Origin of the sequence: Mesorhizobium sp. 113-3-3 (genome assembly GCF_016756495.1) — a bacterium.
In the GTDB taxonomy this organism is placed as follows: Bacteria; Pseudomonadota; Alphaproteobacteria; order Rhizobiales; family Rhizobiaceae; genus Mesorhizobium.
The window spans coordinates 6,865,749-6,880,722 of the sequence record NZ_AP023243.1 but is presented as its reverse complement, the minus strand read 5'-3'; the positions used below and the strand labels follow the sequence as shown (position 1 = coordinate 6,880,722).

13 protein-coding genes and 5 pseudogenes are annotated in these 14,974 nt (G+C 62.3%); 6 read left to right on the top strand and 12 right to left on the bottom strand.

Annotated elements, in window-relative coordinates:
- Positions 1 to 38 precede the first annotated feature (38 nt).
- Positions 39 to 298: pseudogene (locus tag JG746_RS33070) on the bottom strand (MFS transporter); the annotation flags it as partial.
- Between the two features lie 104 nt (positions 299 to 402).
- Between JG746_RS33070 and JG746_RS33065 the strand changes: the two are divergent.
- From JG746_RS33065 to JG746_RS33050, 4 genes and pseudogenes are all read left to right on the top strand, one after another.
- Positions 403 to 780 (top strand): hypothetical protein, encoded by a 378-nt coding sequence (locus tag JG746_RS33065; RefSeq protein ID WP_199201475.1) that lies wholly within the window; start codon positions 403 to 405, stop codon positions 778 to 780.
- Positions 781 to 821: 41 nt separating this feature from the next.
- On the top strand, positions 822 to 2,462 hold the full coding sequence (locus JG746_RS33060; RefSeq protein ID WP_244730602.1) for a radical SAM family RiPP maturation amino acid epimerase: 1,641 nt from the start codon (positions 822 to 824) through the stop codon (positions 2,460 to 2,462).
- Positions 2,463 to 2,630: 168 nt separating this feature from the next.
- A pseudogene (locus tag JG746_RS33055) lies at positions 2,631 to 2,926 on the top strand (acyl carrier protein).
- A pseudogene (locus JG746_RS33050) lies at positions 2,927 to 4,134 on the top strand (beta-ketoacyl-[acyl-carrier-protein] synthase family protein).
- Here the strand turns inward: JG746_RS33050 and JG746_RS37920 are convergent.
- Positions 4,121 to 4,264 (bottom strand): annotated as a pseudogene (locus tag JG746_RS37920) (LysR family transcriptional regulator); the annotation flags it as partial. The pseudogenes JG746_RS33050 and JG746_RS37920 sit on opposite strands and share 14 nt — an antisense overlap.
- Before the next feature lie 162 nt (positions 4,265 to 4,426).
- Between JG746_RS37920 and JG746_RS33045 the strand changes: the two are divergent.
- Together JG746_RS33045 and JG746_RS33040 are read left to right on the top strand one after the other, a co-directional pair.
- Positions 4,427 to 4,591: pseudogene (locus tag JG746_RS33045) on the top strand (SDR family NAD(P)-dependent oxidoreductase); the annotation flags it as partial.
- A 305-nt stretch (positions 4,592 to 4,896) separates the two neighbouring features.
- Entirely contained in the window at positions 4,897 to 5,088 is a 192-nt protein-coding gene (locus JG746_RS33040; RefSeq protein ID WP_010913541.1) for a hypothetical protein, read from the top strand.
- 445 nt (positions 5,089 to 5,533) lie between these two features.
- Here the strand turns inward: JG746_RS33040 and panD are convergent, their stop codons facing one another.
- The 10 genes from panD to nadA all read right to left on the bottom strand — a co-directional run bounded on the left by panD (position 5,534) and on the right by nadA (position 14,952).
- Positions 5,534 to 5,986 (bottom strand): aspartate 1-decarboxylase, encoded by a 453-nt coding sequence (gene panD, locus JG746_RS33035; RefSeq protein ID WP_010913542.1) that lies wholly within the window; start codon positions 5,984 to 5,986, stop codon positions 5,534 to 5,536.
- A 58-nt stretch (positions 5,987 to 6,044) separates the two neighbouring features.
- Complete coding sequence (locus JG746_RS33030; protein ID WP_202324427.1) at positions 6,045 to 7,028, bottom strand: beta-ketoacyl-ACP synthase III; 984 nt, start codon at positions 7,026 to 7,028, stop codon at positions 6,045 to 6,047.
- On the bottom strand, positions 7,025 to 8,290 hold the full coding sequence (locus JG746_RS33025; protein ID WP_202324424.1) for an adenosylmethionine--8-amino-7-oxononanoate transaminase: 1,266 nt from the start codon (positions 8,288 to 8,290) through the stop codon (positions 7,025 to 7,027). The genes JG746_RS33030 and JG746_RS33025 overlap by 4 nt, the downstream gene beginning before the upstream one ends.
- Complete coding sequence (bioD, locus tag JG746_RS33020) at positions 8,290 to 8,925, bottom strand: dethiobiotin synthase (RefSeq protein ID WP_010913545.1); 636 nt, start codon at positions 8,923 to 8,925, stop codon at positions 8,290 to 8,292. The genes JG746_RS33025 and bioD overlap by 1 nt, the downstream gene beginning before the upstream one ends.
- Positions 8,922 to 10,061, bottom strand: a complete 1,140-nt coding sequence (locus tag JG746_RS33015; RefSeq protein ID WP_202324421.1) for an 8-amino-7-oxononanoate synthase — start codon at positions 10,059 to 10,061, stop codon at positions 8,922 to 8,924. The genes bioD and JG746_RS33015 overlap by 4 nt, the downstream gene beginning before the upstream one ends.
- The gene (bioB, locus tag JG746_RS33010) at positions 10,058 to 11,053 is read right to left on the bottom strand and encodes a biotin synthase BioB (RefSeq protein WP_202324419.1); all 996 of its coding nucleotides are present in this window, start codon (positions 11,051 to 11,053) and stop codon (positions 10,058 to 10,060) included. The genes JG746_RS33015 and bioB overlap by 4 nt, the downstream gene beginning before the upstream one ends.
- Positions 11,054 to 11,198: 145 nt before the next feature.
- Positions 11,199 to 11,546 carry a hypothetical protein gene (locus JG746_RS33005; RefSeq protein WP_044548973.1) on the bottom strand — a complete coding sequence of 116 codons (348 nt, stop codon included), beginning with the start codon at positions 11,544 to 11,546 and terminating at the stop codon, positions 11,199 to 11,201.
- 10 nt (positions 11,547 to 11,556) lie between these two features.
- Positions 11,557 to 12,438, bottom strand: coding sequence for a carboxylating nicotinate-nucleotide diphosphorylase (gene nadC / locus JG746_RS33000; protein WP_202324417.1), 882 nt, complete (start codon positions 12,436 to 12,438; stop codon positions 11,557 to 11,559).
- A gap of 1 nt (position 12,439) precedes the next feature.
- Positions 12,440 to 13,981, bottom strand: coding sequence for an L-aspartate oxidase (locus tag JG746_RS32995; RefSeq protein ID WP_202324415.1), 1,542 nt, complete (start codon positions 13,979 to 13,981; stop codon positions 12,440 to 12,442).
- A complete protein-coding gene (gene nadA / locus JG746_RS32990; protein ID WP_006333927.1) occupies positions 13,978 to 14,952 on the bottom strand; it encodes a quinolinate synthase NadA in 975 nt (324 codons plus the stop codon). Before nadA ends, JG746_RS32995 begins: the two co-directional genes overlap by 4 nt.
- Positions 14,953 to 14,974 lie beyond the last annotated feature (22 nt).

Here is a 14,974-nt window from a genome sequence, read left to right as displayed (position 1 = left end):
TGAATTCAATGGATTATTCTGGGGCGGTGGGCGGCCGTCTAGGATAAGTCGCACCGTAATTGTCGCAAGCGCGACACGCTTGTCGCTTGGGAGCATGCTGCCCAAGCGACAGAGGCGAACGCCACCAGCTTGTTTTGAGACGTGATTCGCCTCAGGTAGCCGTTGCTCATGCCCGCGATGAAAGCACCGGTGCCGAAGCCGCCAATAAAATGCCGTAGACGATCCGTCCGCTCTTCAATTGATTCCGGACGACGAGAGGGAGCAGCGCCAGTATGGAAATGCTGGCCAAGCCGAAAATCAGAGATGTGAGGTTGGTACGGAGCTTGCTGGTACATCAGCCGATCGCTTGTGAGAGCGAGATGGCTGGATAGCTCGGACACTGAGCAGAGGCGGGAATTAGCTATGGCGCGAGCTGACGTAGAGCGATTCATCAACGAGTTGGGAAAAAAAGGCAGTCCGCTTGAAAACCTCAAACGGCGTGCTGGAGGGCTTGCATCGATTGTAGAATTTGCAAAGGACCTCGACTACAACATCACACTCGACGAGGTTAAAGGTTTTATCCGATCGAACAGCCGAGAAAAACCAAATAGCAAGAAGCTTCGCGCGACTGCGGGCCGCAAGGGTGGTTCGAGTGTTTCGACCTTGACCAGCCTTGTACACACCAATGCGTTGGCTAATTGCGCTCCGTGTACGTCCATGAGCCCTGTTAAAGTCGATGGAAAAACTGCAGCGGTCGCGGTCGTTGTCGTTGTTGTGATAGTTGTAGCTGTCGCGAGCTAGCTCTGATCGCATTGGCTCGAAGGAGCCGGTCTGAAGAGAACATGATCGCAAAGCTTGTCAACGAGATAATGCCATCAGGCGGACAAGGGACCGCTGCAAGGGCTCATCTCTACCCTCGGAGCGAACGCTGGCGGCAGATTTTTGATCGGCGCACGCCTAAGGAACGGCGCAGTTTGTCACATATCAAGCGCTTCATGGAGCGGCTGGCCGGTGATGGGAAATTCCGTACGGCGCTTTCCGAGAACCTCGACAACCCTCGGATAGTGACCGCGCGATACGGCATCGAAGTTGACCCAATGGAGATGCTGCCGCTCTGGTGCGGTGACTACCTGAAGTATCGCTTCAAGCCGGAGTCTGCCCCGTGGCCGCTGGCTATGATGTGGGATGAGTATACGCGGGAGATGTTGCGCCATCGCGACCTCCTGCGCGGCCAAGGCGAAATGTCGACTATCAATCCTCGCTTTCATGCCTGGCGCGAGCGCCAAATCCGGCGCTGTAACGACGAAATGGGCGAATTGGCGCCGTCAATCGCGCACTCTGTCATCGCTTTCGAGCTGAGCGAAGGCTGCACCGTCGGTTGCTGGTTCTGTGGCCTCTCGGCGGGTACCTTCAAAGGTTACTATGAATACACTGAGGAGCATGCAGAGGTTTGGCGCGGCGTGCTCCGTGCGGTGAGCGAAATGTTTGGTTCGGCAGTCCGCACTGGCTTCTGTTACTGGGCCACAGACCCGATCGACAACCCGGAGTACGACCGTTTTCTGTTCGACTACCATCAGATCACGGGCGAATTGCCACAAACGACGACGGCGGCCCCGCTCAAGGATCAGGCACTCACCAACCGCGTGCTCGAACTGTTCGAACGCTACGGTCGCGTGACCAATCGTTTCTCAGTGCTAAGCACGGACCATCTTAATCAGATACACGCGGCGTTTTCGCCCGAGGACCTGATGGGGGTCGAACTCATCTTGCAGGGCAAGGACGGGCCGACCGCAAAGGCTTTCACCGGGCGCGCACGAGCGCGGAAGGAGAAACTCAGGGCAGCCGGCAAAGACGCCGCAATCGCCGTGCCGGAGGGCTGTCCCACGACAATCGCCTGTGTTTCTGGCTTTCTCGTGAACATGCGGCAGGGACGTTTACAACTGGTGACGCCGGTACCGGGTAGCGAACGCTGGCCTCTTGGGTACCGAATCGTGGCTCAACGTTTCTTCAGCACGCCCGACGAGTTCCTGGAAGGTCTCGATAGCATCATCGACGAGAATATGCTCGAAAGCCCCCCTCCCAACCGGCCAATTCGCTTCCGCGGAGACCTGCAATACGAGGCAGGGGACCACTGCTTCCATCTCCGCTCACGCAACAGTGAGCATCGAGTGCTCGACGGGGTGGTTCCGATTCCCATTGGCCATCTAATCGCGAGCGGGAACTGTACAGCCTCGGAGCTGATTATGCGGGCCACGGACGGAGCGAGCGTCCTTGCAGTCGCCCGACTTGCTCGATCAGCTATACGCGGCTGGGGTGATCGAAGAGGACCTCGACGACATTTCGCTTGGCAAAACGGGATGACGGGCGCGGGCCGCGGGCTTTTTTGTCCGCAACGCCACTGCCCTGCGTCCCGCTCGGGTGAAGCGGGCTATCGCGGCCGGCCTCGACGAAATCGAGGTGCTCGCCGAAGGCTTCGCCAATGACAATGGCGCCAAGCTTACCGGACCGCTCTATGCCGACGGTTGGCATTGAAGTCATTGGCGAGCCAGGCCGGCGTGGCGTTCCCCTCACGGATCATCTGGTCCCACCTCCAGGTCATGGAACGCGATGTTGCCCGCTCGGCTCTCGCGGATGAAGGCGTGAAGCGGCTGATGACCATTCCCGGCGGGGCTGCGAAGCCCCTGAGCCACGCGACCGAAAGCGGCGCAACAGGGAACCGCGTCGAATCGGAAAGCGGCGAGAGTGTGTCCACCATCGGCGAAATAACGACTGCCACGGAACTGACCTCGCTCGGAGTCGATTCGCTGGGTCTGGCGGATCTCCTCTGGGATGTGGAGCAGGCCTACGACATCAAGATCGACATGACGCGGCTGACGCCTGGTCGAATCTCAAGAATGTCGGCGACATGGTGGAAGCCGTCCGCGGTTTGCTCGCGAAGGAGGTCTGATTGGACAGGCGAGTCGTCATTACTGGGATAGGGGGGCTTTGCGGCTAGGCAACAACGCCGCCTCTATCTGGAAAGAGATGCGCGAAGGTCGCTCCGCCATCCGCCCGATGGTCACTTCCGCGCTTCATGAGATGAAGGGGACTGTCGGTACCGAGATCAAGGAGCTGCCCCAGCACGACATCGGCCGCAACCAGCTCGTCTCCATGGACCGCCACAGCTTGCTCGCTGTGCTTGCAGCGCGTGAAGCCATGCAGCACGCCGGACTTTCCTGCGATAAGGGAAATCCGTATCGCTTCGGCGCGACAGTGGGCGTCTGCGGCTGGGGCTGGGGAACGGTCGAAGAAACCTACCGTGACCTCCTTTTGGGCGGCGCGAAGCGTGCTGGCATTTACACTGCACCAAGGGGGTTGCCGAGCGCCGCTGCCAGCCAGGTCAGCATGAGTCTCGGCCTGCGCGGCCCGGTCTTTGCCATCGCCTCCGCATGCGCATCAGCCAACCATGCGATCGCTTCGGCCGCGGATCAGATCAAGCTCGGCCGGGCCGACGTGATGCTTGCCGGAGGCGCCGAAGCGCCGCTCGTATGCCTTCAGATGAAGGCATGGGAAGCAATGCGCGCGCTCGCTCCAGATACGTGCCGGCCCTTCTCCGCCGACAGGAAGGGAGTGGTGATAGGCGAGGGTGCGGGCATGGCCGTGCTGGAAAGCTATGAGCATGCCGCCGTGCGCGGTGCCACAATCCTTGCCGAGATCGCAGGCATCGGCCTTTCCGGCGACGCCTTCCACATCGTCGCGCCGTCTGTCGAGGGGCCGGAGGCCGCGATCCGCGCTTGCCTTGCCGACGCCGGGCTGAATGCGGAGGACGTGGACTACCTAAACGCCCACGGCACCGGCACCAAGGCCAACGATCAGACTGAGACGGCGGCGATCAAGCGCGTCTTCGGAGACTATGCCTATTCGATGTCTGTCTCGTCCACCAAGTCCATGTACGCGCATTGCCTGGGCGCAGCGAGCGCACTTGAAATGATCGCCTCCGTGATGGCGATCCAGGAGGGCATTGTGCCGCCGACCGCGAACTATCGCGAGCCAGACCCCGATTGCGATCTCGACGTCACGCCCAATGTGGCGCGCGAGCGCAAGGTGCGCGTGGCACTGAGCAACGCTTTCGCCATGGGCGGCATGAACGCAGTTCTGGCGTTCAAGCAAGTGTAGAAGGCATGCGAGATGCCTCCAGTAACTCTATCTCTCGTTTCCAAATGCTTGCCGGATCACGATTGTGAAGGACGTGCCCTTGGACCGCCTCGGTGAATGCGCCAAGTGGCAGCGGAAGCTGGACAAGCCGGGGCCCCATCCTTTGCAAAATTCTCAACTGTTGAAGCGACGTCGACGTACCGCTACCCGGAAGGTTAAGCGAGCCCTTCGAGTTCGGCTCGATGGCCTGTCCAAAGCTGTATCCGATAATATCTGAAAGGCGCATGGCCGCCAGTGACCGCTTCCGTGGAAGACCGGCCGCAACGCGCTCGTCACCGGAGCAAGTGGTGGAATCGGCGAGGCCGTGGCGCGGACGCTGCACGCGCAGGGCGCAACCGTCGGCCTGCACGGCACGCGTGTCGAAAAGCTCGAGATGTTGGCTGCCGAGCTTGGCGGGCGGACAAGACTGTTTCCGGCGATTGCCGGGTGATCGCGCTGAGGCACCAGAGCGGCAGATTTTTTGCAGAGGTAATCTCGGACTGAATACGCGTTCCCATTCACATTAGCTGTGGATAACAAGGCTGAATTAACATGCAAATCTGCGCATCTAAATCGATTTGAGCACTCACGGACGTTGCGGACCAGAATCGCCGTCACCCTGAAATCGACAAGGCATCGGCTATCCCAAAATCGGGGCTTGACGTTACGTAAGGTCCTATGTTTTCCGATGTGCGGGAACGACTTCCAGTCTCAGCCCAAGGGCGACGAAAATGAGGGGCAGCAATGGTGGCTGGCGAACCTAATGACGTGCGCGTCAAGCGTTGTGGTGGGGGATGGGTTGTTCATATTGTCGAGGACGGCAAACTGACAGTTCTTCGGTTCAAGACACAGTTTCCCGCCGAAAATTACGCCGATGGCCAACGAGCCAGGCTCGGTCTTGCTGCCAAGCCACCGATCGACGAACCTGATATGTAACCGGATCAGGCGTCGGATGGCTGGTGAGCCTTGGCGCCGGCGGGAAACACTTGCCGAAGGCCCACCTCAATGCTGCTTGCGGCCGTTCGGCTAGCCATATTCGCGATGATGGTTGGCACCGCTGCCGATGCGGAAGACGGTAGCCTGCTTGATCGACACGGCGGCAAAGATCATGAAAAGCCAGGTCGTCAAGGACCCGGCCGCGGCGCTTGAGAAAGCAGCAAGAATTTGCAAGCCGCCACCGCAAGTAACCTGAGACAAGGGTCAGACATGCAAACCGCTGTTCGCGGATCAGCAGCTGCGAGACATTGCGCCATCCCACGAAGGCCCACGGTGCCCAAGGCGTGGTGGGCATCAGCCTTTCGAAGCTGAGCATCAGCAACTTCGTCGAGTCTTGGACCAGACGCTCTTCAGTGCCGAGGCTCGCACATCTGTGGAGCGCGGCTCACGCCCCGGAGACCAGGGCAGGAATGACCAAAGGCTCATCCGCCTCGTCAAGAATGGCGAAACTGTAACGGCCGTCTGTGTCAATATCGACGGAGTAGCTCAGGCGGTCGAGTATGTGGTTATCCTGGTCGAACGTGACGATGCGCGGCTTCAGCGAAGTGATATGCGCTTCGTCCAGGTAGATGGAGTTGCAGACGATAATCGGGTCGTCGGGCTGACAGGTGCGAGCCGCCGCTCCGTTGAGGATGCAGCACCGTGAGCCGCGCTCGCCGAGGATGACATAGGTCGAAATCCGCGCACCGGAATTCTTGTTCCATATCTCCACGAATTCCATCGGCAGGATCCCGGCTGCCTCGCAGTGGTCGGGGTCGAGCGTTATCGAACCATGGTAGTTGAGGTTCGCTTCTGTGACGTGGATGCCGTGCAGCTTGCCGGCGACTAGTTTTCGCATTGGTCGTTGTCCCTGTATTCATCGTTCAAGGTCAGTCTTGGCAGTTCGGTTCGCGCGGCTAAATTCCAACGACGAGCGCACCGCCGCTAAGACCCGCACCCGCGGCCGCCAGAAGAACCTTCTCCCCCGGCCGGAACGGTTCCGTGCGATGGGCGAGCGACAGTGAGAGCGGGATCGTCGCGGCCGAAGAGTTGCCGTAGTCGGCGATCGTCTTGACGATTGCTTCATCTGCAATGCCGAGGCTCCTCCCGACCGCATCGAAAATGCGGGCATTGGCCTGGTGCGGCACGAACCGATCGATGTCCTGCGGCTGCGTTCGGGCTGCGGCGAGCGCGTCCTTTGAACATGCAGTCATCATGTCCACGGCCTTGGCGAACACTTCGCGGCCGTCTGTAATGGTCATGCGGGTTTGCCCGAGATCGAGGCCACAACGGAACGGGGTGTTGCTTCCGCCGGCCGGAATCTGGATCAGCCCGTAGCGTGAGCCGTCGGAATCCACCGAGGCACCGAGAATGCCTCGATCCGGGTTATCGCACGGAGCAATCACCACGGCGCCGGCGGCATCGGCAAACAGCACGGCGCTGGCCCGCTCGGCCGGATTGATGCGGCGGCTGAGGATGTTGGCGGCGATGACCAGCGCCGGTTTGCCATGCAGGCGGGTGAATCCATCCGCGAACATCAGCGCATAGATGAAGCCCGCGCAAGCACCCGTCAGGTCGACCGCGCCCGCGCGGCCAAGGCCGAGCTTGTGCGCGACCAAGGGTGCGCTGGGCGGCAGAAGGTGGTCCGGCGTCGAGGTGGCAAGCAACAAGAGCCCGATGTCGCCGCGGTCAATGCCGGCCTCCGCCAGCGCCATGTCGCCAGCCTGCGTGGCAAGACCAGACAGCGTGTCTTCGTCGGTCGCCCAGAAGCGCGAACGGATTCCAGTACGCCGCTCGATCCAGCCGGGTTCGAGCCCGAGCCAGTTTTCGATTTCCGGGTTCTCAACCTTGCGCGACGGCGCATGATGACCAAACCCGAGAATTCGCGACGATGCGCTCATGGCTTCGAACCGAAGCGTTCACCGGCCTCCTCGATGGCATCATAGAGCCCGACCAGCTCGTCGCCGGTGATGCAATAAGGCGGCAGAAGATAGAGGACATTGCCGAGCGGGCGCACAAGCAGCCCGCGCTCGAGAAAGAACGCGCGCAGCTTCGGACCAATCTCGGCGAGATAACCTGAGGAATCGGTTCGGAGGTCAATCGCTGCGATCGTTCCCGTCGCGCGACAGTCGGTAAAATATGGATTGTCCCGAAACCGTTGCAGCCCGGCGGACTGCATAGCGCTCAAGGCCGCGATACGCTCGGCCACCGGTTCGTCATGCCAGATCTCGACATTGGCGAGTGCTGCCGCGCAGGCAATCGGATTTGCGGTGTAGGAGCTCGAGTGGAAAAACGTCTTCTTCCGGTCCGTCGAATAGTGGGCCTGGAAGATGGCATCGGTCGCAAGCGTGGCGGCCAACGGGATCACGCCGCCCGTCAGCCCCTTCGAGGTGCACAGGATGTCCGGAGAGATGGATCCCTGCTCGCAGGCGAACATGGTTCCGGTGCGGCCCCAGCCGGTCATCACCTCGTCGGCGATCAGCAGCGTGCCCGAAGCTTCGGCGATCTTCTTCAGTTCGGTCAGAACCGAGGCCGGATACATCAGCATACCGCCGGCGCCAAGCACCAGCGGCTCGACGATCAGCGCGGCGGCGTGCCGGTCGCGGCTGACGGCCTCGAACCGATCAAGCGTCTCCTGCTCTCGCCCGGCGGCCGGGAAGGGGATGGTATCGACCTCGAACAGCAACGGCTCGTAGGCAGCGTTGAACACACCGCGGGCGCCGACGCTCATCGTGCCGATGGTGTCGCCATGATAGCTGTGCTCCATGACGACGATGCGCGTGCGCGGTGCGCCGATGTTGCGGAAATAGCCGAGCGCCATCTTCAGCGCGACCTCGACGCAGGTCGAGCCGCTGTCGGAGTAGAACACCCAGTCAAGGCCGGCCGGAGCGAGGCCGACAAGCGCCCTGGCCAGGCGTTCGGCCGGCTCGTGGGTGAAGCCGGCGAACATGATCTGGTCGAGGCTCGCCGCGGTCGTTTCGATGGCCTTCATGATGTGGGGATGGCGGTGGCCGTGGGTGACGACCCACCAGGAGGAAATGGCATCCAGGATGCGCGTGCCGTCGGCCTTGTGGAGGTAGGCGCCGTCCGTCCGGACGATTTCAGGGATGGCGGGCTCGAGCGCGTGCTGGGTGAAGGGATGCCACACACGGGACTGCGGCATCATTCGCCTCCTGCGATCGCTGTGAGGTCGAAGCCGGCAACCATCGCATCCCGCAGCGTCTCACTCGTCAGCGGATCGATGTGTGGCAGCCTGCCAAGCTGGCGCACGCCGCTGAATTCCACGATTGTTCTCTGCGTATCGGCCACCTCATCGCCGATGAAGGCAATGCCGATGAGCGGGATGGAACGGGCTCTGAGCGCCTCGATCGACAGCAGCGTGTGGTTGATCGTGCCGAGCCTGGTACGGGCGCATAGGATGACCGGCACCCGCCACTGAGCGAATATGTCGATGAACTTGGTGCGCCGGTTGAGCGGCACCATCAGTCCCCCAGCACCTTCGATGACGATCGGGCCCGGCAAGTCCGGAAGCGAGAGCTTTGCCACGTCTATCGCGACGCCGTCGAGTTCGGCTGAACGATGCGGCGACAGCGGCTCCTTCAGGCGATACACTTCGGGCAGCACCCGCCCCGTCGGCAGGCCGGCGAGCCGTTCCACGACCTGGCTGTCAGTCTCCTCGTCGAGCCCCGATTGCACCGGCTTCCAGTAGAAGCCGTCGAGCAGGCCGGTGAGCCCGGCCGAAAACACCGTCTTGCCGATGCCGGTATCCGTTCCGGTGATGACGATGCGCTTGGTCATGCCGAGGCCAGCACCTCGACGAGTGCCCCGACCATGGCCGAAATGTCGGCTTCGTCGACGTTGAGCGTCAGCGAAATGCGCAGTCGCGATGTGCCCTCGGGTACGGTCGGCGGACGAATGCCGCGTATGTCGAAGCCGCGCGTCTGCAGCGCCGCCGCCACCGCCATGGTGCGCCTGTTGTCGCCGATGACAAAGGACTGGATCTGCGAGCCGCTGGGCTTCACGCCGCAGCGCTCGGCCAATTGGCGGCCCGCGAAGGCTACGCGCTCCTGCAGCTGGACACGGCGTTGGGGCTCGTCGGACAGCATGGCCAGCGCTTCGCGCACTGCCACCGCCATCAGAGGCGACGGCGCGGTGGCGTAGATGAATGGCCGGCAGCGGTTGACGAGATAGTCGCATAGCGTTCCCGGCCCGGTGACGAGTGCGCCGGACGCGCCGAGCGCCTTGCCGCATGTGTGAAGTGCGACAGTGTTGTCGCGGCCCTCGAAAGCGGCGGCCAGCCCGCGGCCGTTCGGTCCCCAGATGCCGGTGGCATGCGCCTCGTCGACGACGAGGAATGCCTCGTGCCGATCGGCAAGCGCGACCAGGCTTTCCATCGGCGCGCGGTCGCCATCCATGCTGTAAAGGCTTTCGACCGCGATCCAGACGCGTCCGGTGCCACCCTCGGCGCGCCAGCGCGTGATCGCATCCTCGAAGGCATCGACGTCGTTGTGCGCGGCGAGCTTGAACTCGGCACGGCCAGCGCGGGCCCCCTCATGCATGCTGGCATGGGCGAGCTCGTCGAGGACCAAAAAGTCGCCCTTTTGCGGCAGCGTCGTCAGCAGAGCGAAGTTGGCGATATAGCCGCTGCCGAAGAACAGCGCGCGTTCGGCGCCGAAGAACGCCGCGGCGTCTGCCTCCAGGGCCTCGTGCTCCGGTGAGTTGCCCCTTAACAACCGCGATCCGGTCGCGCCGACCGGCGTCCCCCGCGCAATCGCCGCCGCGACCGCTTCGCCAAGTCTTTTGGAGGCGGCAAGCCCGAGATAGTCGTTCGACGAGAAGTCGAGCCCGGCGCGCGGTGCAAGTGTGCGCAGCCGGTCCTTGCGCGCCAGTCCGCGCAAGGACGCGTCATACCGGGCAAGAAGTGCCTCGTTCATTGCGTGCCGATTTCCATCGGCTCGATGCCGAGACGCTGGAACAGCAGAGTATCCTTGTCTTCGCCGGGATTGTCCGCCGTCAGCAGTGTGTCGCCGACGAAGATCGAGTTGGCGCCGGCAAAAAAGCACAGCGCCTGCATTTCATCGGTCATGGCGGTGCGGCCGGCCGAAAGCCGGACATGCGATTTCGGCATCATGATGCGCGCCAGTGCGATCACGCGCACGAATTCGATCGGCTCGATGGGTTTGGCCTCGGCCAGCGGGGTGCCCTCGATCGGGATCAGCATGTTGATCGGAACGCTTTGCGGATGTTCCGGCAGGTTGGCCAGCGTCACCAGCATGTCGATCCGGTCCACCGGCTCTTCGCCCATGCCGACAATGCCGCCGCAACAGACCTTAATGCCGCTGTCGCGGACATTGGCGAGCGTATCCAGCCGGTCGGCAAACGTGCGGGTCGAGATGATCTCTGAGTAATAGCGCTCGGAGGTGTCGATGTTGTGGTTGTAGTAGTCGAGACCGGCCTGTTTCAGACGAGCGGCCTGCTCAAGATCGAGCATGCCGAGCGTCATGCAGGTCTCCATGCCGAGTGCCTTGACACCCTCGACCATCGCCACCACCGCGTCCATGTCGCGCGCCTTCGGGTTTCGCCAGGCCGCGCCCATGCAATAGCGGGTGGCGCCGGCATCGCGTGCCTTGGTCGCCTCGGCGATGACGCGCCGGACCTCCATCAGCTTTGACGCCTTCAACCCGCTTTCGTGATGTGCCGATTGGCTGCAATAGCCGCAATCCTCCGGGCATCCGCCGGTCTTGATGCTGAGAAGCCGGCTCAGCTGGACCTTGTTGGGATCGAAGTTCTGCCGGTGAACGGTCTGCGCCTGAAACAAAAGGTCGTTGAATGGCGCGTCGTGGAGCGCTTGGGCTTCCGCTCGCGTCCAAGGGGGAAGCGCCCAACCGATTGGATCCGAGGTCAGGTCTGGGCTGAGTTCGTTCATAAAATCTTGTTCTCCATAATCTTCCGTCCTTGACCTGGAGCGTTGCAGTGGATGCTGAAGACCAGGCGCATGCCAGCGGGAAGTCTTCTATCGAAACGCGACTGGTGGCGCTCTTGAGCGGACTCTCCAACTGCTGCCCGCAGGCTCAACTCACGTCATCCGTGGGGATTACGGTTTCCGTTATATTACTCTGAGCACAGGAATGCTCCTTTCTGATCGCGTCGCAGGATTCGGTGAAGGCGACGTCCAGCAGATAACCCAGAAGTTCCAGCCCGTGAGAGGCCGCCAACTGGCGCATCTCGTCGAGTCGGCAGATGATGACGCCAAGGGCTGCGACGCGGCTTTCTGTGCCTTGCTGGTCCGTCCCTCCCGCCTCCGTTGTTGAAGCGTGTCGCCTGGCGCCGAGAAGGCTTGCGTCGGCTGTTGGTGGAACCTGGGACGTGCTGACGCAGGTTAGCCTGCGACCAAAGGAGTTCCTGCGATCCCGGTTCATGTCCTCTCCATCAGTTCAGATGCCTGTTGCAATTTCGGTCGGCCGGCATGTCGAGACCAATGTCGAGGATGGGCGCGCTGTGGGTAAGCCAGCCGACCGATATGAGGTCGACGCCTGTCGCCGCAATTGCCCCGGCGCTCGCCCGCGTCACCCGGCCCGAAGCCTCGGTGATCGCGCGGCCACCGACCATAGCCACAGCCTGCGTAAGGTCCTCGACCGACATGTTGTCGAGGAGCACGGCGTCGACACCCGCTGCCAGCGCCATCTCCAACTGGTCCAGCCTGTCGACCTCGACCTCGATCTTGACCATGTGACCGATGGCGCTGCGCGCCCGCTCGATTGCGGTGCGGATATCGCCGGCAATGGCGATGTGGTTGTCCTTGATCAGCACGGCGTCGTCGAGCGCGAAGCGGTGATTGGCACCGCCGCCCGCTCGTACCGCATACTTTTCCAGGACACGCAGGCCGGGCGTCGTTTTGCGTGTGCACACGATTTTTGCGTTATGGCCCCTCACCGCGTTTACGAGCGTAGCCGTTGCCGTCGCGATGCCGCTGAGTTTGCATAAGAAATTGAGCGCCGTCCGCTCCGCCGTCAGCAGGCTGCGCGCCGGCCCGTTTACGATCGCGATGGTCTGGCCGGCCGAAACCTTGCCGCCCTCAGGACACCGCAGCTGGATGCTGATCCCGGGATCGACCAGCAGGAAGGCAAACATGACCAAGTCGAGCCCGGCAACAACGCCTGCCTGCCGGGCATTCAACGCCAGCGTCGCTTTGCAATCGGCGGGGATGATCGCATCGCTCGTGATGTCGCCGGCTCTGCCCAGGTCTTCAAGCAGGGCAGAACGCACGATGGGCTCCATGATGATCTGGGGAAGTGGTGCAAGTGAAGTCATGTCAACGGCTCCGTTCGGATGCTTGCCATCTGAGCGTGACGGCATTCTCAAAAGCTGTGCAGAGCGTCAATCGTGAGGGGAGGGCGGCGGCATCGCGCCCGGGGAAATCGGATCGAAAGTGGGAGCCGCGGCTCTCCTCGCGCCGAAGGGCGGCGATCGCCATCAACAATGCCACCAGGGCCGGATCGGCCGCGGCCGTCTCGCAAACAGAGATCGGCAACAGTGTCGCGACCGTGTCGCATAATGATTTCCCATTCCGAACAATGCCAAGCGCATTGGACACAATCGGGCGAATAGGTGAAGGGTCGGGCCGGATGGGAACAGTTGCCGGAAGCCTAGGCCACTGCCCACCCGCAGAGGTAGCTGCGACGCTTTCAGCCACCCAGGCGGCGGTTGCAACCGCTTCGGTCAGCGAGTTGCTGGCAAGCCGGTTGGCGCCATGCAGTCCTGTGCATGCGACTTCGCCACAGGCCCACAGGCCGCTAACGGAAGTTCGCCCCTCGGCGTCAACGGCCACGCCGCCCATGTGATAGTGAGCAGCGGGCCGCACGGGAATGGGTTCCACCGCCGGATCGATGCCGGCATGCTTGCAAATAGCGTCGATTGCCGGAAAGCGTCTTGCGAATTTCTGCCCGAGACAATGTCGGGCATCGAGATAGACGCCATGCCCGGCTGCGAGCTGATCGGAGATCGCCCGCGCGACCACATCGCGCGATGCGAGTTCTGCCCCGGGCGTGTCTGCCAGGAAGCGATGGCCGTGCTCATCGATCAGCACCGCGCCTTCGCCACGCACTGCTTCGCTGACAAGCGGCATTGGCCGGCGCGCAATGTCGAGGGCCGTCGGGTGGAATTGCACGAATTCGAGATCGGCTAGTTCCGCTCCAGCACAGGCTGCCAGCGCCAGGCCGTGCCCGAATGAGGAGAGCGGATTGGTTGTATCGCAAAACAGGCCGCCTATCCCACCGGTCGCCAGCACCACGCGGCGTGTGGGCAATGCGAACACGGCGCCATGCAGGACAGTCAGCAAGCCAACAATGCTGCCCTCCGCGACAACCAAGCCAAGCGCTGTCATGCCTTCCATGATCGTGATCGAACGGGTTCGCCGCGCCACGCCGAGTAGCGCCCGAAACAACTCGCGGCCAGTTGCGTCGCCGGCGGCGTGCACGATGCGGCGACGCGAATGCGCCGCTTCCAGGCCCAGCTGCAGCCTCCCGTCTAGCGAGCGGTCGAAAGGAGTACCAAGACGAATGAGATTCTCGACGGCTTGAGGTGCGGCCTCTACCACCCGCCTGGCCATTTGTTCGTCGCAAAGCCCATCGCCGGCAGCAAGCGTATCGGCGAGGTGCAGGTCGGGGCTGTCGTCCTCCCCCAGACTCGCTGCGAGCCCGCCCTGGGCTAGAATGCTCGAGCCTTCGGTTCCGAGCGAGGTCCTTGACAGAAGGACGACTGGTTGCGGCGCCAAGTGTAGCGCCGTCATGAGCCCGGCGATACCAGCGCCGATGATGACCGGCGCTCCGCCAATGTGATGGATGTCCGCCGTCATACAAAGAGCATGCGTTCCACAGCCCAGCGGGCCCGTTCAGCGACATGAGGATCGATCGTGACGACGTGGCGGTTCTCCTCGAGCGCGGTCCGGATGTTGGCGAGCGTGATGCGCTTCATATGCGGGCACAGATTGCATGGGCGCACGAAATCTACTTCCGGATGCTCGACCGCGACGTTGTCGCTCATGGAACATTCCGTCATCAGCACCACACGCGCCGGCCTATGCCGCGCGACATAGTCGGACATCGCCGCCGTCGAGCCGGCGAAGTCGGCTTCCGCGACCACTTCAGGCGGACATTCGGGATGGGCAAGTACACTGATGCCGGGATGGGCCTCACGCAGCTCGCGGATGTCGGCCGCGGTGAAGCGTTCGTGCACCTCGCAGCGCCCCTTCCAGGCAATGATCTCGACCTTGGTCTGCGCCGCGATGTTCTTCGCCAGATATTCATCGGGCAGCATGATCACACGCGGCGCGCCGAGCGATTTCACCACCGCGAGCGCATTGCCCGAGGTGCAGCAGATGTCGGATTCAGCCTTCACCGCGGCGGAGGTGTTGACGTAGGTCACCACTGGAACGCTCGGATAACGCTGCCGCATCAGGCGCACGTCTTCGGCGGTGATCGACTCGGCCAGCGAACAGCCGGCGCCGAGATCCGGGATGAGCACGGTCTTGTCCGGATTGAGGAGCTTGGCGGTCTCGGCCATAAAATGCACGCCCGCGAGCACGATGATTTCGGCATCGACTGTCATCGCCTTGCGGGCCAGCGCCAGGCTGTCGCCGACGATGTCAGCCACGCAGTGAAAAATCTCCGGCGTCTGGTAGTTATGCGCCAGGATGACCGCATTGCGCTGTCGCTTCAGATTCAGGATTGCGTCGATATCCTCGACGAAGACCGACCACTCGATCGGTGGGATAACGCGCCGAACGCGGTCGTACAGTGAGGCGCTCGAAGGCAGGACGGCACTCATCGAGCCTCCAGTTATAGTCCAT

Bases quoted from the DNA above. Each gene is read 5' to 3' on its own strand.
- JG746_RS33025 (WP_202324424.1), bottom strand. From the start codon at position 8,290: ATGCCGCAGTCCCGTGTGTGGCATCCCTTCACCCAGCACGCGCTCGAG.
- nadA (WP_006333927.1), bottom strand. From the start codon at position 14,952: ATGAGTGCCGTCCTGCCTTCGAGCGCCTCACTGTACGACCGCGTTCGG.
- JG746_RS33040 (WP_010913541.1), top strand. From the start codon at position 4,897: ATGGTGGCTGGCGAACCTAATGACGTGCGCGTCAAGCGTTGTGGTGGG.
- bioB (WP_202324419.1), bottom strand. From the start codon at position 11,053: ATGAACGAACTCAGCCCAGACCTGACCTCGGATCCAATCGGTTGGGCG.
- JG746_RS33060 (WP_244730602.1), top strand. From the start codon at position 822: ATGATCGCAAAGCTTGTCAACGAGATAATGCCATCAGGCGGACAAGGG.
- panD (WP_010913542.1), bottom strand. From the start codon at position 5,986: ATGCGAAAACTAGTCGCCGGCAAGCTGCACGGCATCCACGTCACAGAA.
- JG746_RS33030 (WP_202324427.1), bottom strand. From the start codon at position 7,028: ATGAGCGCATCGTCGCGAATTCTCGGGTTTGGTCATCATGCGCCGTCG.
- JG746_RS32995 (WP_202324415.1), bottom strand. From the start codon at position 13,981: ATGACGGCGGACATCCATCACATTGGCGGAGCGCCGGTCATCATCGGC.
- nadC (WP_202324417.1), bottom strand. From the start codon at position 12,438: ATGACTTCACTTGCACCACTTCCCCAGATCATCATGGAGCCCATCGTG.
- bioD (WP_010913545.1), bottom strand. From the start codon at position 8,925: ATGACCAAGCGCATCGTCATCACCGGAACGGATACCGGCATCGGCAAG.
- JG746_RS33005 (WP_044548973.1), bottom strand. From the start codon at position 11,546: ATGAACCGGGATCGCAGGAACTCCTTTGGTCGCAGGCTAACCTGCGTC.
- JG746_RS33015 (WP_202324421.1), bottom strand. From the start codon at position 10,061: ATGAACGAGGCACTTCTTGCCCGGTATGACGCGTCCTTGCGCGGACTG.
- JG746_RS33065 (WP_199201475.1), top strand. From the start codon at position 403: ATGGCGCGAGCTGACGTAGAGCGATTCATCAACGAGTTGGGAAAAAAA.